At 63.4% G+C, this 18,820-nt stretch carries 22 protein-coding genes; 11 read left to right on the plus strand and 11 right to left on the minus strand.

All coding sequences use genetic code 11. The annotated features are described in order from the left end of the window. Positions 1–167 precede the first annotated feature (167 nt). From IB277_RS15735 to IB277_RS15750, 4 genes are all read left to right on the plus strand, one after another. Positions 168–746 (plus strand): helix-turn-helix domain-containing protein, encoded by a 579-nt coding sequence (locus IB277_RS15735; RefSeq protein ID WP_162731789.1) that lies wholly within the window; start codon positions 168–170, stop codon positions 744–746. Positions 747–748: 2 nt separating this feature from the next. Continuing rightward, positions 749–1,276 (plus strand): GNAT family N-acetyltransferase, encoded by a 528-nt coding sequence (locus IB277_RS15740; protein ID WP_110818561.1) that lies wholly within the window; start codon positions 749–751, stop codon positions 1,274–1,276. A 263-nt stretch (positions 1,277–1,539) separates the two neighbouring features. Then, complete coding sequence (locus tag IB277_RS15745; protein WP_090296256.1) at positions 1,540–2,565, plus strand: histone deacetylase family protein; 1,026 nt, start codon at positions 1,540–1,542, stop codon at positions 2,563–2,565. Positions 2,566–2,664: 99 nt separating this feature from the next. Next, a complete protein-coding gene (locus IB277_RS15750; RefSeq protein ID WP_029742419.1) occupies positions 2,665–3,012 on the plus strand; it encodes a hypothetical protein in 348 nt (115 codons plus the stop codon). 112 nt (positions 3,013–3,124) lie between these two features. On the opposite strand, the gene IB277_RS15755 is transcribed toward IB277_RS15750, so the two are convergent. Continuing rightward, positions 3,125–3,763: an exopolysaccharide biosynthesis protein gene (locus IB277_RS15755; RefSeq protein WP_060608499.1), complete on the minus strand. Its 639-nt coding sequence runs from the start codon at positions 3,761–3,763 to the stop codon at positions 3,125–3,127. A gap of 203 nt (positions 3,764–3,966) precedes the next feature. Between IB277_RS15755 and IB277_RS15760 the strand changes: the two genes are divergently transcribed. After that, positions 3,967–4,629 (plus strand): OmpA family protein, encoded by a 663-nt coding sequence (locus IB277_RS15760; RefSeq protein WP_029742421.1) that lies wholly within the window; start codon positions 3,967–3,969, stop codon positions 4,627–4,629. 72 nt (positions 4,630–4,701) lie between these two features. Here IB277_RS15760 and IB277_RS15765 read toward each other — a convergent pair whose 3' ends face one another. The 6 genes from IB277_RS15765 to epmA all read right to left on the minus strand — a co-directional run bounded on the left by IB277_RS15765 (position 4,702) and on the right by epmA (position 10,718). Beyond that, the gene (locus IB277_RS15765) at positions 4,702–5,517 is read right to left on the minus strand and encodes a class I SAM-dependent methyltransferase (protein ID WP_192371315.1); all 816 of its coding nucleotides are present in this window, start codon (positions 5,515–5,517) and stop codon (positions 4,702–4,704) included. Positions 5,518–5,602: 85 nt separating this feature from the next. Next, complete coding sequence (locus tag IB277_RS15770) at positions 5,603–7,030, minus strand: MFS transporter (protein WP_192371316.1); 1,428 nt, start codon at positions 7,028–7,030, stop codon at positions 5,603–5,605. A gap of 90 nt (positions 7,031–7,120) precedes the next feature. Continuing rightward, positions 7,121–8,014, minus strand: coding sequence for an RNA polymerase sigma factor SigJ (gene sigJ, locus IB277_RS15775; protein WP_034804673.1), 894 nt, complete (start codon positions 8,012–8,014; stop codon positions 7,121–7,123). Position 8,015: 1 nt separating this feature from the next. After that, positions 8,016–8,447, minus strand: coding sequence for a carboxymuconolactone decarboxylase family protein (locus IB277_RS15780; RefSeq protein WP_034804671.1), 432 nt, complete (start codon positions 8,445–8,447; stop codon positions 8,016–8,018). Between the two features lie 169 nt (positions 8,448–8,616). Continuing rightward, positions 8,617–9,669 (minus strand): lysine-2,3-aminomutase-like protein, encoded by a 1,053-nt coding sequence (locus IB277_RS15785; RefSeq protein ID WP_090296265.1) that lies wholly within the window; start codon positions 9,667–9,669, stop codon positions 8,617–8,619. Then, positions 9,666–10,718 (minus strand): EF-P lysine aminoacylase EpmA, encoded by a 1,053-nt coding sequence (gene epmA, locus IB277_RS15790; protein WP_090296268.1) that lies wholly within the window; start codon positions 10,716–10,718, stop codon positions 9,666–9,668. The genes IB277_RS15785 and epmA overlap by 4 nt, the downstream gene beginning before the upstream one ends. A gap of 160 nt (positions 10,719–10,878) precedes the next feature. On the opposite strand from epmA, the gene efp reads away from it, so the two are divergent. Both efp and IB277_RS15800 read left to right on the plus strand, forming a co-directional pair. Beyond that, entirely contained in the window at positions 10,879–11,448 is a 570-nt protein-coding gene (efp, locus tag IB277_RS15795) for an elongation factor P (RefSeq protein WP_029742428.1), read from the plus strand. A gap of 160 nt (positions 11,449–11,608) precedes the next feature. Further along, positions 11,609–12,850 (plus strand): cyclopropane-fatty-acyl-phospholipid synthase family protein, encoded by a 1,242-nt coding sequence (locus tag IB277_RS15800; RefSeq protein WP_029742429.1) that lies wholly within the window; start codon positions 11,609–11,611, stop codon positions 12,848–12,850. Here the strand turns inward: IB277_RS15800 and IB277_RS15805 are convergent. After that, complete coding sequence (locus IB277_RS15805; protein WP_060519573.1) at positions 12,840–13,670, minus strand: lipo-like protein; 831 nt, start codon at positions 13,668–13,670, stop codon at positions 12,840–12,842. The genes IB277_RS15800 and IB277_RS15805 overlap by 11 nt on opposite strands. A 165-nt stretch (positions 13,671–13,835) precedes the next feature. Between IB277_RS15805 and mbfA the strand changes: the two genes are divergently transcribed. Beyond that, positions 13,836–14,819: an iron exporter MbfA gene (gene mbfA, locus IB277_RS15810; protein ID WP_029742431.1), complete on the plus strand. Its 984-nt coding sequence runs from the start codon at positions 13,836–13,838 to the stop codon at positions 14,817–14,819. A gap of 73 nt (positions 14,820–14,892) precedes the next feature. Here mbfA and IB277_RS15815 read toward each other — a convergent pair whose 3' ends face one another. Both IB277_RS15815 and IB277_RS15820 read right to left on the minus strand, forming a co-directional pair. Beyond that, a complete protein-coding gene (locus IB277_RS15815) occupies positions 14,893–15,513 on the minus strand; it encodes a transglutaminase-like cysteine peptidase (protein ID WP_029742432.1) in 621 nt (206 codons plus the stop codon). Positions 15,514–15,802: 289 nt separating this feature from the next. Beyond that, positions 15,803–16,606: a carboxylesterase gene (locus IB277_RS15820; RefSeq protein WP_090296269.1), complete on the minus strand. Its 804-nt coding sequence runs from the start codon at positions 16,604–16,606 to the stop codon at positions 15,803–15,805. A gap of 220 nt (positions 16,607–16,826) precedes the next feature. Here IB277_RS15820 and infC point away from each other — a divergent pair, with 220 nt between their 5' ends. After that, positions 16,827–17,363 (plus strand): translation initiation factor IF-3, encoded by a 537-nt coding sequence (gene infC, locus IB277_RS15825; protein ID WP_034804663.1) that lies wholly within the window; start codon positions 16,827–16,829, stop codon positions 17,361–17,363. 174 nt (positions 17,364–17,537) lie between these two features. Here the strand turns inward: infC and IB277_RS15830 are convergent, their stop codons facing one another. Beyond that, positions 17,538–17,858, minus strand: a complete 321-nt coding sequence (locus IB277_RS15830) for a hypothetical protein (RefSeq protein WP_090296272.1) — start codon at positions 17,856–17,858, stop codon at positions 17,538–17,540. 15 nt (positions 17,859–17,873) lie between these two features. On the opposite strand from IB277_RS15830, the gene IB277_RS15835 reads away from it, so the two are divergent. Further along, positions 17,874–18,062 carry a hypothetical protein gene (locus IB277_RS15835; protein ID WP_029742436.1) on the plus strand — a complete coding sequence of 63 codons (189 nt, stop codon included), beginning with the start codon at positions 17,874–17,876 and terminating at the stop codon, positions 18,060–18,062. A gap of 280 nt (positions 18,063–18,342) precedes the next feature. Continuing rightward, positions 18,343–18,816, plus strand: coding sequence for a PepSY domain-containing protein (locus IB277_RS15840; RefSeq protein ID WP_060580595.1), 474 nt, complete (start codon positions 18,343–18,345; stop codon positions 18,814–18,816). Positions 18,817–18,820 lie beyond the last annotated feature (4 nt).

Consider the following 18,820-nt stretch of genomic DNA (forward strand, 5'->3'; position numbering starts at 1 on the left):
AGGGCTGTCTAAAGTATTGAAGTGAAAGCTTTTCTCGTTTCTGTGTCCGAAGCTGCCACCTTAGCCGAAATACCCTTGTTGCGCTGTCGCCAAAGCGGCATCGCATGCCTGTATTTTCGGTCTTCCGCAGTCTTGACTCCACTATATGAGAAATGCAATCTCAAATAATGGAAAACGTCACCGATCCCCTCGAACATGCCATCGGCGAGCGCATTCGCACGCTGCGGACGCAACAGAACCTGACGCTCGACGAGCTTGCTGCAAGTTCCGGTGTCAGCCGGGCGATGATTTCGCGCATCGAGCGCGGCGAGGCGAGCCCGACCGCCCAGCTTCTTGCCAAGCTCTGCAGCGCGCTCTCAACCACGCTTTCAGCACTCTTTGCCTTTGATGCCGAGGAGGCGTCACCGCTTGCCAGGCGCGCCGACCAGCGGCTCTGGCGCGATCCGGAATCCGGCTATCTGCGCCGCTCCGTCTCGCCGGATGGTCTTGGCTCGCCGATCGATATCGTCGAGGTCGAGTTTCCGCCCGGTGCCCGTGTCGTCTTCGAGAGGCAACCCTCCGATCGCGGCATTACACAGCACCTCTGGCTCTTTTCCGGGCGGCTCGAAATGACGACCGAATCCGGCTTCCATTCGCTCGAGCCAGGCGATTGCCTGTTCATGGGGCTGGAGGCGGGACACATCTTTTACAACCCCCACGATGAGCCGGCTCACTACGCCGTCATCCTCTGCCGCACCAAGGTTTGACCATGTCCGATATTCAGATCCGCCTGCTGTCTGCGAATGAAGCGCTGGCCGCCGTCCCTGCGCTCGCCGACGTGCTGTCCGATTGCGTCGAGGGTGGCGCCTCGGTCGGCTTCATGCAGCCCTATCCGCCCGAGAGCGCGCTTGCCTACTGGCGCGGCGTCGCCGAGGCGGTTGCGGGCGGCGAGACGTTGCTGATGGTGGCCGAGGTTGCAGGCCGCATCCTCGGCACCGTGCAGGTCGGTGTCGCGCAGATGCCGAACCAGCCGCACCGCGGCGATCTGAAGAAGCTGCTGGTGCATCGCGACGCCCGCGGCAAAGGGCTGGCACGCCGGCTGATGGACGCGGTCGAGCGCGAGGCGGCAGCCCGCGGCAAGACGCTGCTGGTGCTCGACACCGCGACCGGCAGCGAGGCCGAGGCGATCTATCCGCGCCTGGGCTGGGAGCGCGTCGGCGTCATCCCCGACTATGCGATGTGGCCGGAAGGCGGCCTCTGCGCCACGACATTCTTCTACAAGCGGATTGCGGCCTAGCGAATGGTCTTCGATCGGCGCAATCGCCCCTCACCCTAACCCTCTCCCCGCAGGCGCGGAGAGGGGCGTGCCCTTAGCGACGCTGCCGAGCGGAGCTTTGGCCCTTCAGAGGTGCTGTTGTCGAGGCGAGCGGGTGCCGCGCGTCTCCGTCGCCCCGCTTGCGGGGAGAAGGTGGCCGGCAGGCCGGATGAGGGGCAACTTGCCAAGCCTGAAACCGCGGGTAGGGTACCGGCACCCATCTGTTGCCCCTTCAGGATACCCCCATGCGCATCTACTACTCCGAAGACCACAAGCTCCGCGACGCCAAGACCGAACTTTTCGGCGGCGAACTCGTGCCGCCTTTCGAGGCGCCGTTCCGCGCCGAATGGATCCTGGCGGCGGTGAAGGAAGCGGGTTTCCTTGATGTCGTAGCACCCGAGCGTCACGGTCTCGATGTCGCTCTCAAGCTGCACGCGCCCGATTACCTCGACTTCCTCGAAACCGCCTGGTCGCGCTGGGTCGCCGATGGCTACAGGGGGGAGGCGATCCCGGCCTGCTTCCCGGCGCGGCGCATGCGCCAGCATCCGCCGAGGGATATCGACGGCGCGCTCGGTTACTATTCCTTCGCGGCGGAAACGGCGATCACTGAGGGTACCTACGCCGCCGCCCGCGCGGCGATGGATTGCGCCATCTCGGCGGCCGACCACATCCACGCCGGGAGCCGTGCCGCCTTCGCGCTCTGCCGCCCGCCCGGCCATCATGCGGCGATCGATCTCTATGGGGGCTATTCCTTCATCAACAATGCTGCGTGCGCCGCCCAGCGCCTAAGGGACTATGGTGCCCAGAAGGTCGCCGTGCTCGATGTCGATTTCCACCATGGCAACGGCACTCAGGATATTTTCTACGAACGCGGCGACGTTTACTTCGCCTCGCTGCATGGCGACCCGGTCGAGGCCTTCCCGCATTTCCTCGGCTTTGCCGACGAGGAGGGTGCCGGTGCCGGGCTCGGCACGACGAAAAACTATCCGCTGCCGCGGGGCACCCTGTTTGATGCCTGGTCGGGCGCCATGGCCGACGCGCTCTCGCGCATCGAGGCCTTCGGTGCCGAAGCCCTGGTCGTCTCGCTCGGCGTCGATACCTTCGAGCGCGACCCGATCTCGTTCTTCGAGCTGAAGTCCGAAGACTACCTGCGCATGGGCGAGGCGTTGCGGCGCACCGGCCTGCCGGTCGTCGTCTGCATGGAGGGGGGCTACGGCGTGCCGGAAATCGGCCTCAACGTCGCCAACGTGCTGAGAGGTATTTCCGGCTAGGATTCCGTCATCGGAAAAGCGTTTTGCCACTATTGACCTCAACTATACTTGAGGTCGTACGACTGCTCTCGTTCAAAAAGAGATGAGAGGAAAAGAGCTATGAGCAGTCAATCAAATAGCGTGGCGCCGCTTTACCGCATCAACAAATACACCGTGCCGGCGGAAGCGCGGCCGCAGTTCGTCGAGCTGGTCGACAAGACGCTGGCCGTCATCCGCAAGCAGGATGGATATGTGAAGGACCTGTTCCTGGAGCAGCACGCCGGTCCTGGCCAGTTTGACTTCATCACCATGATCGAATTCGCCAATGCTGACGTCGCGCCGAAGGTCGCAGCCGCGCTTGTCGAGTTCGACCGCCAGCTCGGCCTCGATCGCGAGGCGCTGATGAAGATGCTCGGCATCCGCACCGACTTTGCCAGCTACCGGGCTTTCGGCGGTCTGGCTGCCTAGAGCAATTCCAGGAAACGTGTACAGCGGTTTCGGTCCGGAATTGCGTGCCACAGATGGTCAGAACGAAAAGGCCCGGCAGTTGGCCGGGCCGATCCACACGCCTGATGAGGTGTCAGGAGACGAAGAACGACGACAGGCCCTGACCGGCGGCAAAGGCCATATAGGCAAGCACGGTGAAGTAGACCGTGGTCGCGATCAGGAAGAGATAGCCCCCGGCCACCATCAGTCCGTCGCGCTGGATGATACCGAGCGAGAGTAAGAGGATCGCGATCCCCGGCAGCGTGTTCGACAGCGGGATCAGGCCGAGCGGGAACATCAGGAGAATGCCGCCGGCCATGATCATCAGGCCGTTGAAGCGGTTCATCAGCGCGCCCTTCGTCAGGAAGCCGAGACGCGGACGGACGTAACGATCCAGCTTGGAAACGAGATCCGCGCCTTTCTGCAGCGTCGGCACCAGCTTCTCGGTTTCGATCCGGCGATCGAGAATGCGCTGCGGCATCCACGGCAGGCGATTGAGCGTGACCGATACGGAAATCAGGATGATCGCTGCGCCGAAGACGGTGCTGACGCCCGGGATCGATACCGGCAGCAGAAACGGCAGTGTCAGCAGGGCGCACAGCAGCAGGAAGCCCTGTTCGCCGATTTCCGTCATCAGCTCGCGTAGCGTGATCGTCTCGCCGCGGATCGAGGCAATCATGCCGTTGAGCGTGTCGCTGAGACTGCGTTGCGTGTCGCCGAACTCGATTGCCATTGGAGCTTGCCTCTCTTTTCTTTGGTGCCCGTCCTATCAAGAGCGTGTGAAGGATCGGTTATTGTGTGCCCTGATGGCCACGCCAGCCGCTGGCGAAGCTGGATTTGCCGGTAAACCTTGGCGTGAATGGGACGCCTCTTCATCTTCCTGCCGCAATCGCTAGTATGAAGCAACTTCGAGCACCAATGGGGACAACTGATTCCATGATCAAGAAATGCGCCATTCTGGCTGTCGCGGCCATCTATCTTTCGGGATGCACCACCACCGATCCCTATACGGGCGAGCAGAAGATGTCGAACACGGCCGGTGGCGCGCTGATCGGCGCAGGCCTCGGCGCGGCGACCGGTCTGCTGGTTGGCGGCAGTGCCGCAGGACGGCGTGACTCCGCACTCGTCGGCGCCGCAATCGGCGGTCTCGGCGGCGGCCTGATCGGCAACTACATGGACAACCAGGAAGCCGAACTGCGCGCCCAGCTGCAGGGCACCGGCGTATCGGTCACGCGCGCCGGCGACCGCATCATCCTCAACATGCCGTCCAACATCACGTTCGCGACCGACCGCGACCAGGTGATCCCGGCCTTCTACGACACGCTGAACTCGGTGGCGATCGTGCTGCGCAAGTTCAACAAGACGATGATCGACGTCGATGGCCACACGGACGCGACCGGCAGCGCCTCCTACAACCAGGGCCTCTCCGAGCGCCGCGCCGCTTCGGTCGCCAACTACCTGGCGGGCCAGGGCGTCGACCAGCGCCGTATGTCGGCCATGGGCTACGGCAAGGAGCGTCCGATCGCCTCCAACGGAAGCGAAGCCGGCCGCGCGCAGAACCGCCGCGTCGAAATCTCGATCGCGCCGATCAAGGCCTGATCGGCCGAAAGCGACCGCTTGCAATCGAAGGGGCTGCGCCGCAAGGCGCGGCCCTTTTCATGCCTTGCCGGGCTAGAAACGGTAGCGCAACAGGCGGCCCATCCGGCGCAGCATCGGCAGGGCGCTGACGACATGCGCCGCTATCCGCGCCATCGGCGACAGGCGTGCGACCTGGCCTGAATCATACTCGCTGATCTCGTCGAGCAACGTCAGCCCGGGCACGTCGCGTTCCAGCGTTTGCGCGTTTTCCAGCCCCCAGCGAAGCTCCGCCCCCGTTGCCCGCAGCGATGGGCTCAGCCGCAAAAGCTCGATACCGAGATGGCTGTAGGCGTCGAAGACGATTTCCCCGCCGGCAAGACAGGAGGTCAGCCGTCGCAAGACGTCGCGGACCTCGTGTTCTGAGAGATAGGGAAACACGCCCTCGGCGACGATGATCGCCGGGCGGTCCGCCGGAACGAGGTCGATCCACTCACGCTCCGTTATCGAGGAGGCGATCGTCGTGCAGCCGACGCGCGCCGGGAAAAGCTGTCGCCGCAAGGCGATCACATCGGGAAAGTCGACATCGAACCAGCCGATGGACGCGGGCGGATCGAGCCGCAATATACGTGTGTCGAGACCGCAGCCGAGGTTGAGCACGATTGCGTCCGGGTGGCGCCCGATAAAGGCGCGCGCCCAGCGGTCGAGCATATGGGCGCGCACGGCAATGCCGATGGTCATGTCGTGGCCGGCATCGGGCGGTTTCGGCCTGCCGGCGAGCCGCCGCATGAGATCGGCGGCAAAGTGATCGTTGAGCAGGGAATCCGGGAACGCGCTCTCTGCGGCTTTGGCCTGGAGCGTGACCAGCAAGGTCTCCCGTACGCCGTGAAGGCCGATCTCCTCGGCTTCCATCCTCTCCTCCCAAGGGCGTGATGCACCCCGCCGCACAGCTTGCATTTTGCAGGCCCTCCACCCCGGGGAAGGCCCGCAAAGGCGCCTATTTCGCCGTTCGGCGCGCCCGCCAGACACGTCCGGCTGTCAGAACGGCCAGCGCCGGCATCAGCGCAAACAGCCAGAAGAGCCAGCGTGTCGCCATCGCCACGCCTTCCGTCGACCGCGTTTCGATGCCGGCGAGATTGGCGGTAAGCCCGGCCAGCGCCGCGCCGAGTGCTGCGGCGAAGAGCTGGACCGTGGTAATCGAGCTCGACGCCTTCTCCGCTTCGCCTTCCGGCGCAAATTCATAGACGGCCGTCACGATGTGCGGCCAGGCAAAGCCCATGCCGAAGCCGACCGCCATGATGCCGACGCTGAGCGGCGCGGCGATCACCATGAATTCCGATCCTGCCATCGGCATGAACAGCGCAATCAGTGCCAGGCCGACAAAGCCGAAGGCCGGGCCGGCAAAGATCGTCTGCTTTGCCCTTTCCCCATGCCAGTGGGCGCTTGTCATCGACCCGGCGGTCCAGCCGATCGACATCAGCGCCGCAATGTAGCCGGCTACCAGCGGCGACAATCCGTGCAGCTCCTGCAGGAGGTACGGCACATAGATTTCCGGCTGCAGGCCGACCATCAGCAGGGTGATCGTAGCATAAAGGGCTGCCAGCGGGGAGGTCGGGGTGAAACTGCCGGAGGGGAGCAGCTTGCCTGTCGCCCGTTTCTCGACGACGAGCAGTGCCAGGAACATGAGGATCGCCGCGCCGACGCAGCCTACCTGCTCCACCGCCGTGGTCAGCGTGCTGGCGATGGAAAGCGCAAGCACGATGGCGACGAGCAGCGCCAGTTGCACCAAGGGAAGCGGCGTGCGTGCGCCTTCGCCGGCAGCCTTGCGCGGCAAGGTCGAGAAGGCGAGGGTCGCCAGCAGCGCCGTCAGCGGCAAGAGCGACCAGAAGGCGACGCGCCAGGTGGAAAACTCCGCGAACATACCGCCGATCGCCGGGCCGACCAGCGTCGCCGTACCCCAGGTGGCCGAAATCAGGCCGATGGCGCGGGTCCAGAGCTCTGGCCGGAAGACCTCACGGATCACGCCATAGGCAAGCGCATAGAGCAGCCCGCCGCCAAAACCCTGGATCGCGCGGCCGGCGAGCAGCATCGCCATCGAGGGGGCCGCAGCGCAGAGGAGTGTGCCCAGCCCGAAGACCAGCGCACCGATCGCATAAGCGCCGCCGGCGCCGACGGCACCAAGCAGCCGGGCCGACAGGGCCGCGCCGAGGATCGAGGCGGCGACGAAGACGGTCGTGCTCCAGGCGTAATATTCGAGCCCGCCGATCTCGCGCACGATCGAAGGCATGATCGTCGTTACGACGTAGATGTTGAGCGCGTGCAGCGCGACGCCGCCGCTGAGCACCAGCGAATGCACGGCGTTTCCGCCGGTCAAAAGCGCGCGCCAGCCGGTTTCCTGGTGGGCTGCGGATGTTTTTTCGAGCATGTCAGTACCTCATGCAGCGGTATTGCCGAAAACGTGCGGCCGGCCCGGCCGGTGGGGAGGATCACGTTTGCAAGGGCGATGCCGCCATTATCAGTGGAGCGCAGCCTCGCCGAAATGCGTGAGCTTGTCCGGGTTGCGCATGATGAAGATGTCGTTGACGTTTCCGTCGCCGTCATAGCCGAAGGCGACGGTTGCCGCGATCTCGTTTTTCGCTTCGTCTCGAAGCACGATGCCGCGGCCGCCGTTGATGTCGCCGATTTCCCAGACGTAATGCGACCAGTATTCGGTAAGCCGATCGATGATAAAGGCGAGCACCGTCTCCTTGCCCGAGAGCACTCCGAGCACGGTCGCCACCTTGCCGCCGCCGTCGGCTGTCAGCTTCACATCGGCCGAAAGCAGGGCCGAGAGGCTAGCGACATTGCCGCCGTGGATTGCCTGGTGGAAGGCCGAAAGCAGTTCGTCCTGTCGCTCACGCGGCGTCTGGTGCCGGGCTTTTTCGAGCCCGATATTGGTCTTGGCGCGCGACACCAGCTTGCGGGCGGCGGTTTCCTGCATGTCGAGCGTTTCGGCCACTTCCTCATAGGGCTGGCCGAAGATCTCGTGCAGCAGATAGGCGGCGCGCTCCTTCGGTGTGAGCCGTTCGAGCATCAGCAGGAAGGCCGTCGTCAGTGAGGATGTCAGCGCAAGCTTCTCCTCGGCATTGTCATCGCTCGCCGTATGGATCGGCTCCGGTAGCCATGCGCCGACATAATCGATGCGCTTGCGGTGCGCCGCCTTCAGGAGGTCGAGGCAGCGCCGCGTGCAGGCGGTCGTCAGCCACGCCGCCGGCGTTTCGATCGTTGTCCGGTCGACCTCCTGCCATTTCAGGAACGTATCCTGCACCGCATCTTCCGCATCGGCACGCGAGCCGAGGATGCGGTAGGCAAGGCCGAGAAGGCGCGGGCGCGCCTCCTCGAAGATCTGCATGTGCTGCCGGTCGTTCATGTCAGTGCCTCGAGATCTGGATGCGGTTCCAAAGGTTGATCATCGCCACCGTCGCGGTGATGACGCTGATCTCCTTTTCGCTGAAATGCTGGCGCAGCTCGGCGCGAAGCGGCGCAAAGTCGGTGCGCGGCTCGAGTTCGGTCAGAGCTTCGGTCCAGGCAAGCGCTGCCTTCTCGCGCGGCGTGAAATCATTGACCTGGTCCCAGACGATGATGCGGTCGAGCCGCTCGTTGCTCTCGCCCTCGGTGCGGGATTCCTTGGTGTGCATCTTCACGCAGAAGCCGCAGCGGTTGATCTGCGAGGCGCGCAGCTGCACGAGATTGTGGATCGTGCGGTCGAGCCCGTGCAGGTCCATGGTCTTGTGCACGTCGGCGAGCGCGCCGAGCACGTCGGAGATTTCCTGTTCGTAGCGGACGGCCTTGGTATCGGTCATGGTCTCAACTCCATCGTTGTCGTGTTGCTTATGACCAATTGACGATCGACGCCGGACAGCTGTGACGCGGGCTCGATGATTTTTCTCGCAGGACGCGAAGAAAAATGCATGAGCTGATTATTTTGAAGAAGTTTCAATAATTTGGAGAGTCGCGATTTCTCGCCGTGCATCAGGCTTTCGGTGGATAGCTGTGCTCGCTGCCGCGAAAATCCGTGACGGTGTAGCAGCCGCCGCCCTCGTCCGCGATCGAGGCAGCGCTGATCACCGCCTTGCCGTGCCCGCCAGGAATGTCGAGGATATAGGTCGGCTGGCAGAGGCCGGAGACGCGGCCGCGCAGGGCGGCAACCAGCGCCTGGCCTTCCTCGATCGTCAGGCGAAAATGGCTGGTGCCGGGGGCGAGATCCGGGTGGTGCAGGTAGTAGGGCTTGATCCGCGTTTCGACGAAGGCGCGCATCAGGCTGGCAAGCACCTCGGCATCGTCGTTGACGCCCCTCAAGAGCACCGATTGGCTGATCATGACGATGCCGGCATCGATCAGGCGGGCAGAGGCGGCACGTGCCTCGTCCGTCAGCTCGCGCGGGTGGTTGGCATGCAGCGCCACATAGGTCGCCTTGCCGCTGGCTTTGAGTGCCGCGATCAGGTCGGCGTCGATGCGTGCCGGCTCGACCACGGGCACGCGGGTGTGGAGGCGGACGATCTTCACATGGGGGATCGGCTTCAGCCGTTCCATGAGTTCGGCGAGCCGCCGCGGGGACAGTACCAGCGGATCGCCGCCGGTGAGGATCACCTCCCAGATTTCCTTGTGTTCGGCGATGTAGGCGATCGCCGCATCGAGTTCGGCTGGTGTCAGCGTGCCGAGCCCCTGGGGTCCGACCATTTCGCGGCGGAAGCAGAAGCGGCAATAGACCGGGCAGACATGCACGGCCTTCAGGAGCACTCGGTCGGGATAACGGTGGACGATGCCGGTCACGGGACTGTGCGGCTTGTCGCCGATCGGGTCCTCGCGCTCTTCGGGCAGCAGGGTCAACTCGGCGGCATCCGGCACGAACTGCCGTGCAATCGGGTCATTGGGGTCGTTGGGATCGATGAGACCGGCGATGGCGGGGCTGATCGCAACGGCATAACGCTCGGCAACGGCGGCAACCGCCGCCTCCTTGGCGCTGTCGATGAGGCCAGTTTCGACCAGCTCGCGTGCGGTCTTGATCGGGCGGTGGACGTTCATGCCCGTGTCTCCGCCACCGGCGCCCAGAGCACCTGGTCGATGCGTGAGGCTCCGGTTGCGAGCATCACCAGCCGGTCGAAGCCGAGCGCGATGCCGCTTGCCTCGGGCATGATCGCGAGCGCTGCAAGAAAATCCTCGTCGAGTGGATAGGTCTCGCCGTAGACGCGGGCCTTCTCCGCCATCTCCATCTCGAAGCGACGCCGTTGTTCCGGCGCATCCGTCAGCTCGCCGAAGGCATTGGCAAGCTCAACGCCGCAGGCATAGAGCTCGAAGCGTTCGGCAACGCGAGGGTCGCGTGCGGCAGGACGCGCCAGTGCCGCCTCGGCCGTCGGATATTCGTCGAGGATCGTCGCGCGGCCGAAGCCGAGGTGCGGCTCGACCTTTTCGACGAGCACCCGGCTGAAAAGATCGGCCCAGGTGTCGTCATGGGCGACCCGAAGGCCGGCTGCGGCCATCGTGGCAGCCAGATGGTCGCGGTCGGTTTCGCCGTTGGCGGCGATCGATGCCAGCAGGTCGATGCCGGCAAAGCGCTCGAAGGCGTCCGCCACGCTGAGGCGCTCCGGAGCGGCGAAGGGATCGCAGGCCTGCCCCTGGAAAATAAACTGCTTGGTGCCGGTGGTTTCCGCCGCAAGCGCCAGGATCTCGGCGCAGTCGCGCATCAGCGCCTCGTAGCTTTCGCCGGCGCGGTACCATTCGAGCATGGTGAACTCGGGGTGATGAAGCGGCCCGCGCTCGCGATTGCGGTAGACATGGGCAAAGCAGGCGATGCGCTCTTCGCCGGCGGCCAGCAGCTTCTTGCAGGCAAATTCCGGCGAGGTGTGCAGATAGAGCGGATGGCCGGTTCCGTCGTGGTTGAGCGCCTCGGTCGCGAAGGCATGCAGGTGCGCCTCGTTGCCGGGCGAGACCTGCAGGGTCGCGGTGTCGACCTCGATGAAGTCGCGTGTCTCGAAGAACCGGCGCAATACCGATTGGATCCGGTTGCGGCCGAGAAGAAACGGGCGCCGGTCGGCATGGACATCGGGTGTCCACCAGGGTGAGGCATGCGACATGATCGGTTCAGTCCAGGCTTTCTTCGTGCAGATACCGGCTCAGGCTGGCTATTTGCGCGAAATTAGGGTAGTGGCGGCGCGAAATCCTTCTTTCCGCGTCCTTCAGGGCCCGTGTTTCCGGCCCGCGGTGTCGCGCATACCTCTGTTACAAGGAAGACTAATGGTCAAGGTCATCGCTTCATCTGTCCGTAAGGGCAACGTTCTCGACGTCGACGGCAAGCTCTATGTCGTGCTTACCGCCCAGAACTTCCACCCGGGCAAGGGCACGCCGGTCACCCAGGTCGACATGCGCCGCATTTCCGACGGCGTGAAGGTCTCCGAACGCTACCGCACGACCGAACAGGTCGAGCGCGCCTTCGTCGAAGACCGCGAGCACACCTTCCTCTATGAAGATGCCGAAGGCTTCCACTTCATGAACCCGGAAAGCTATGACCAGCTGGTCATGACCACCGAGGACATCGGCGATCTCAAGGCCTACCTGCAGGAAGGCATGGCCGTCATTCTTTCGATCCACGAAGGCCTGGCGATCGCCATCGACCTGCCGCGCCACGTGACGCTCGAAATCACCGAGACCGAGCCGGTCGTCAAGGGCCAGACGGCTTCGTCGTCCTACAAGCCGGCCATTCTGTCGAACGGCGTCCGCACGCTGGTTCCGCCGCATATCCAGGCCGGCACCCGCGTCATCATCGCGACGGAAGACGGCTCCTACGTCGAGCGCGCCAAGGACTGAGGCATCGACCAGGTCAATTTGGACGGGGACGGCAGCGAAGGTTGCCGTCCCCGTTTTCGTTTCGGGCAGGCCGCATGAGCAACCAGAAATTTAAGGGGCGCATTTCGAAAAACGGGTGCTAGGATGCGGCGCCGATACGACGTGTCACGAGAGGGCCTGCATGTTCCCATTGTCGCATATGATGAAGTCGTTCATTCGCAAGGGTCGCCTGACGGTGATCGATGCCGATGGCAAGAGGCACGTTTATTCCGGGACGCCAGGACCGGAAGTGACGATGCGTCTCACCGACAAGAAGCTTTATCGCAGCCTCGTCTTCAATGCCGAACTGGCCGCCGGCGAAGCCTATATGGACGGCACCATGCGCTTCGAGGAGGGCTCCACCCTCCGCGATTTCCTGACGCTGTTTTCGATCAACCGCCTGTCGCTCGGCTCCTACCCGATCCAGAAGTTGCTGCGCGCGGTAAAAATGCGCTTCCGCAAGCGTCAGCAGGCCAACCCCAAGGGCAAGGCCCAGCAGAACGTCGCGCATCACTACGATCTCGGCAACGAGTTCTACAAGCTGTTCCTCGACGAGAACATGCTCTACTCCTGCGCCTACTTCCGCGAGCCCAACGAGACGCTCGAGACGGCGCAGCGCAACAAGCTGAGGTTGCTTGCCTCCAAGCTTTGCCTGGAGCCCGGCATGAAGGTGCTGGATATTGGCTGCGGCTGGGGCGATCTCGCGATGTACTTGGCGCAGCTGGCGGATGTTCAGGTGCTCGGCGTCACGCTTTCCAAGGAGCAGCAGGCGCTTGCCACCGAACGGGCGCGCAAGGCGGGCCTGTCGGACCGGGTGCGCTTCGAGCTCAAGGACTATCGCGATGTGCAGGGGCCGTTCGACCGCATCGTCTCGGTCGGGATGTTCGAACATGTCGGCGTCCATCACTATGACGAGTTCTTCAAGAAGCTGAACGCGCTGATGCCGGACGACGGCCTGGCGGTGCTGCATTCGATCGGCCACATGAGCCCGCCCGGCATGGCGAGCTCGTGGCTTCGCAAGTACATCTTCCCGGGCGCCTATTCGCCGGCACTGTCGGAGGTCTTCGAGGTCGTCGAGCGCAACAGCCTCTGGGTCAGCGATCTCGAATTCCTGCGGGTGCACTACGCGACGACGCTTGCCCATTGGGGCGCGCGCTTCGACGCGAACCGCGACAAGGTGATCGCCCTGTACGACGAGCGCTTTGCCCGCATGTGGGAGTTCTATCTGATCAGTGCCGAGATGATGTTCCGCACCGGCAGCCAGCTTGTCTTCCACATGCAGCTGTCGCGCTCGCGTGATGCGGCGCCGATCGTTCGCGATTACATCACCGACCGCCAGCGCGATTACATGGCCCGCGAACAGGCGCTCGCTCTCAACCTTTGAACGGGTGTTCTCCGTCACCTTGCCAGCGTAATCGCTTGTAGTCGAAGCCGAACTCCAGCGTCGGCTTGACGATCGCGAAGAACGGCGAGAGGTCGAAATCCCTGGGCGTGTAGAGCGAATGATGGCGGATATGCAGGATCTCCTCGCGTGAATAGGTCGAGGTCGCGGACGCCCGTCCGGGCGCGCGGGTAACCTCGGGCAGGATCGGATAGCGGATCTGCTCGAAGGCGGCCGCAATCAGCGTCGAGCAGATCGCGCGCGTCGGGTCGCCGGAACCGAAGGCAAGCAGGCGCCGCCGCCAGCGCACCGGAACCGGCGGCGTCGGCATGAAATAGCGCAGCATGTCCAAAATGTTCTTCAGGTCGTATTTCATCCCGAGCCTCGAGATCATGAAGCCGACGAGTGCTGTGCGATCATCCGGCGTCAGCGCGATAGGCCGGCAGATGCGGGTGTTGAACGAGGCGTATTTCTTCAACGGCACGGCAACGCAGCCCTCGCCGATGTTTACCTCGATCAGTTGCGGCCGCTCGATGACGGGTAGTGTCGCCTGATCGAGCGTCAGCGGCATCTGGTCACCGGCAAAGAAGGCGGCATGCGACCAGGTCGATTGCGTCAGATACTTGATCGCTGCCGAAACCTTCTGGTTGCCTTCGATCAGGAGAATGTCGCCCGGGCGCAGCGTGCGCGCCAGCGTTTCCTGATCGGATGGCGTGTAGGGCTCGTAGCCCGACGTCTGCGCCTGCAGGCGGGCGGCGAGCCTGGCGCCGACACGATCGAGCAGCGTGTCCTTGCTTTCGGAAAGTGGATAGATGGTCCTCATCGAGGCGATCGCTCCGGGGAGGGGATAGGGATTCGAAACTGGCGGGCATGGTGGCCGAGCCGCGACACTCTGTCGAGCGATTGTTACATGATTGCATAGCTTTGGGCTTGACGGTGCGATCCTGCATTTCTATTTTAGAATTATTCTAAAGAAGGTTTCCTCCCAATGTTTTCCCGTCTCTTCTCCCGTTCCAAACGCCCGTTTTTGTCTCTCAGCGAACAGGAAATCCTGGCGCTCGCCATCTCCTCCGAGGAGGACGACGGGCGCATCTATCTCGCATATGCGGATGCGCTTCGGGCGCAGTACCCCCACTCGGCAAAAGTGTTCGAGGAGATGGCGGAGGAGGAAAGCCACCACAGGCAATGGTTGATCGATCTGCACGTCCAGCGCTTCGGCAACCGCATCCCGCTGATCCGGCGCGAACATGTGCGCGACTTCCCCGAGCGCAAGCCTGACTGGCTGATTGCCGAAATGCCGATCGAAAAGGCACGCGAGGAGGCCGAAGCGATGGAGGAGGCGGCGCACCGCTTCTATGTCGAGGCCGCCACCAGAACCCAGGATGCCGCCACCCGCAAACTGCTCGGCGATCTCGCGATCGCCGAAAAGTCGCATGAATCGCTCGCCCGTCGGCTTGGCGAAGAGCATACGCCTGAGGACGTGCGCGCCGAGGAGGACCAGACCGCGCGCCGCCAGTTCATCCTCACTTACGTTCAGCCCGGTCTCGCCGGCCTGATGGACGGCTCGGTCTCGACGCTGGCCCCGATCTTCGCCGCTGCGTTTGCCACCCAGGATACCTGGCAGACCTTCCTTGTCGGTCTCTCGGCCTCCGTCGGCGCCGGCATCTCCATGGGCTTCACCGAAGCCGCCCATGATGACGGCAAGCTTTCCGGTCGCGGCTCACCGATCAAGCGCGGCCTTGCCTCCGGCATCATGACCGCGCTCGGCGGTCTCGGCCATGCGCTGCCCTATCTGATCCCGCATTTCTGGACGGCGACCGCGACTGCAGCGGTAATCGTCTTCGTCGAGCTTTGGGCGATCGCCTTCATCCAGAACCGCTACATGGAAACGCCGTTCCTCAGGGCCGCATTCCAGGTGGTGCTCGGCGGCGGTCTGGTGCTCGCGGCCGGCATCCTGATCGGCAACGCCTGACGGGCGAGCGGGAGATACGAAAAAGGGCCGGTTCGACCGGCCCTTTTTTGAAACTCTTCGTGTTGTCTTGAGGTCAGTTGCCGACCGAGCCAACGAGGACTTCCGCGCCGTTCTGGATGGTGACCCAGCGGCCGCTGTGGTTCGACGCCTGGCGCTTCAGGTAGCGGTAGGGCGTGTTGGTCCAGAGCTTGACGCCGTTTTCGAGGTTATCGAGGATGAAGTCGCCCTGCGAGGTGCGAACGGTCAGAACCGCATGGCCTTCGCCGTCAGGCTTGCGCACCACGGTGATCAACAGGTCGCTTGCCGAGAAGCCCCTGCTCATCAGGCGCTTGCGCTTTTCGAGCACGAAGTCTTCGCAGTCGCCGGCGCCGTCCGGATAGGACCAGACTTCGTCCCGGCCGTGCAGTTCCAGGTCGGTCATCGGCGTGATCTCGCGGTTGACCGCCGCGTTCACCTGCCGGATCGTTGCCCAGCCTCGTTCGGTCACACGCGCAGCGACGGTTCCCTTGGAGCGTACGTTGCACTCGCTCTTGTACTTCTGGCAGAATTCGTAGTGGCCGATCGGCTGCGAGGTCGCGGAGCCGGTCTGCATCCAGGGAGGCGATCCCGCCTGTGCGGGGATTGCCGTGTTTGCTGAAATGAAAAGTGCGCAGAACGCCGCGATACTTCCCTTAACCCCAGTCCAAGACGCCATACAAGTCCCCTGCGGCGCGGTATGCCGGACGCTCTTTGTCCGGACGCATTCGCGCAATCCTGAGTTGAAGGCAGCTTGTTTAGGTTCGTCCCCGGCGCTGCTCTAATCGTTAATAAAGAGTTAATAACGTCGGGGCTGCGGAGTCAATCTCCGGAATCGGGGCATCGGACTTTATGGTTAAAACCGGAGCGGGGTGCACGCGAACCGTTGCGCCGCAGGGGATCTGCGGCACGGGACGGGTTTTGTCCTTGAGGTTCCGTCGAAAAGGAAGGGCTATTGCGGCATGGGCTCAGGCGAGCATCGTGCCGATCGCCTGTTTCATTTTAGCAATGTCTTCTTCACGCGAGAGGCGATGGTCGCCGTCGCGAATGAGCGTCATGACGACGTCGTCGGCGGGTAGGTGCTCCATCAGCCGCAGGGCGTGGGAGTAGGGGACATCGGGGTCGCGCATGCCCTGCAGGATGTGCACCGGGCAGCCGGTGGAGATCGTGCTGTCGAGCACCCGGTTGGCCCGGCCGTCCTCGATGAGCGCGCGGGTAAAGATGTTCGGCTCGGGGCTGTATTCGGAAGGCTCCTCGAAATAGCCGCTTTCTAAAAGCGAGGCCCGCTCGGCATCCGTCAGGTTGGGCTCGATCAGTTCGGCGGTAAAGTCGGGTGCCGGCGCGATCAGGACGAGACCGGCGAGCCGGTTTCCGTCGCCCCGGCGCCTGAGCTCCTGGATGACCCGCAAGGCAATCCAGCCGCCCATCGACGAACCGATCAGCACCACGCGCCCCGGTGCCGCCTGATCGATGACGGCGAGGCTTTCTTCCAACCAGCGCGAGATCGTGCCGTCGGTGAAGGCGCCGCCGGAGGAGCCATGGCCGGAATAATCGAAGCGCACGCAGCTAGCCCCCCGTTCCATGGCATAGCGCTCGACTTCGACCGCCTTGGTGCCGGTCATGTCCGAGCGGTAGCCGCCGAGCCAGACCAGCGTCGGCTGCGCATCCGCCGGTTTGTCGGCGTGCCGCACGCGCATCGCGATCTTGCGCGCGGCCTCCGCTGCGCCGACCTCGATGAAGCTGATTTCCGTCTCGGCTGGCGTATCCTGCATGCAAATTCTCTCCAAGGGCCCGTTTCGCTGGCGATTTTCTTTCTAAAACAGATTCGTCTTGCTATCGACAGGTGGTGATTTTCCTTGCAAGCCGTGCTATTGACTCTCCCGTCGCAATTCACACATTGCCGTCGGTGACAGATTCAGGCGCTTCGTTTGGGATCGCGCCGGCGAACGAATTAAACAACATTTTTCGAAATAGCTCGAGGAGAGTACGACCATTCGCAGACCGTTCAAAGCGGACGCCCCCGTCAAGGAGGGGCCGCGCTCAAACAAGGAAATCCGGGTGCCCCGGGTTCAGCTTATCGACGCCGAAGGCCAGAACATCGGCGCCGTCCCGATCGACCAGGCGCTCCGTATGGCGGAGGAAGCCGGTCTTGATCTGGTGGAAATCGCGCCGAACTCCGAACCGCCGGTGTGCAAGATCCTCGATCTTGGCAAGCTGAAGTTCGCCAACCAGAAGAAGGCGGCCGAAGCGCGCAAGAAGCAGAAGATCGTCGAAATCAAAGAAATCAAGATGCGTCCCAACATCGACACGCACGATTATGACGTGAAGATGCGGGCGATGAACCGGTTCTTCGAGGACGGCGACAAGGTCAAGGTCACGCTGAAGTTCCGCGGTCGCGAAATGGCCCACCAGGAACTCGGCATGAAGCTTCTGCTGCAGGTCAAGGACGACACCCAGGCGATTGCCAAGGTGGAAGCCGAGCCGAAGCTCGAAGGCCGCCAGATGATGATGGTTCTCGCGCCGCGCTAAGCGCGTGCCGCCCATCCGTCGAGATGACGAAAGCCGCCTCCGGGCGGCTTTTTTCGTTTGCGGGATCCTTCGGGCTTTGCTGACAGAATGCTGACAATCGCCCTCAGCGAGCTGTCAGGCGTCCCGTGCCATTCTCTCCGCATCGCATCGGGAGAAGGAGCCGAGATCATGACTTCAGTACTGCGCAAGGCCTTGCTCGTTTCTACGGTCGCCGTCTGCGGCCTCGTTTCGGCGCCGATTGGCGCTTCCCTCGTTGCCACCGGAGCGTCGAATCCCTTCTCGACCACGGCGCTCGCCGACGATGACGATGACGGCGACGATAACGGCGGTCGTGGTGGCGGCAATGACGACCGCGACGACGATCGGGACGACGGTCGTCACAACGATCGAGACGATGACGATGATCGTGGCCCCGGTCATCGCGACGACGATGATGATGATGATGACCGCTTCGACGACATCGACGACGACTTCGATGATGCCCGAGATGATCATGAGATTGAACTGCGGGTGACCGACGAAAATCTCCGGGGCCTGCGCAATGGTTCGCTGGTTGCCGTCGACAATCTCGGCCGTGTGCTCGAGGTCGAGGTGGAATACGAACATGGCGTTCGCGTCGTGACGGTCGAGCCGCACGACAGCGATATCCGCCGCAATCCGGGACCGGTCGGCAGCGTCTCCATCCGGCCGGCATTCTGATCAGGTCACAATTTGCCCGGCGCATTCGCCCCACACCATGCGCCGGAGCGATGGTCGGCCGTCACCAGCCCGCCCGGCGGCCCGACCCGGCAAGCGCATGCCCCCTGTGCCCGAAACGGCGCCGGGGGCATGCGCGTCGCTGGCGTTCTCGCCAAGGCTGGCATAGGCTCGCCCCGAACGATGCCCGCGGCGTCGCCGCAGACGAAGCACCTGGCGGATGCTTGCGCAAGCGCATTTGGAAGGACCCGACGCTGAGGAGCAGTTGCGACAGGATGAAGCCATGGCGATGACACGACGAGACCTGATCGCGCTCTTCTGCTGCTCGCTCCTGCTTTCGCTCGCGCCGCAGCCCGGCGGCATGGCGGCTCTCGCCAAGGATGACGACGACGATGATGACGGTGGCTCGCATGGCGGCGGCGGGCACGGCAACGACGATGACGACGATGATGACGAAGACGAAGACGATGATGATGATGATGACGACGAAGACCTAGGGCCGGATGGTGCCGGCGGTATCCGTCGAAGCGATCAGGAGCGGGCGCGCGACGGCGTCGAAAAGGGCGACATCCTGCCGCTGAAGGAGGTTCTCCGGCTGGTCGACGAAGACAGATACGGCCAGGTCATTGCGGTCGATCTCAAGCGATCGGGTGGCAGCGAGATTTACCGGCTCCGCACCCGCGACGAGCAGGGCACGATCCGCAACCTGCGCATCAATGCTCGAACCGGCAAGTTCGTGAACATTTTCGGGTTCTAGAGGA

This window comes from Ensifer sp. ENS07 (assembly GCF_014852185.1).
GTDB classification, from domain to species: Bacteria; Pseudomonadota; Alphaproteobacteria; order Rhizobiales; family Rhizobiaceae; genus Ensifer; species Ensifer adhaerens.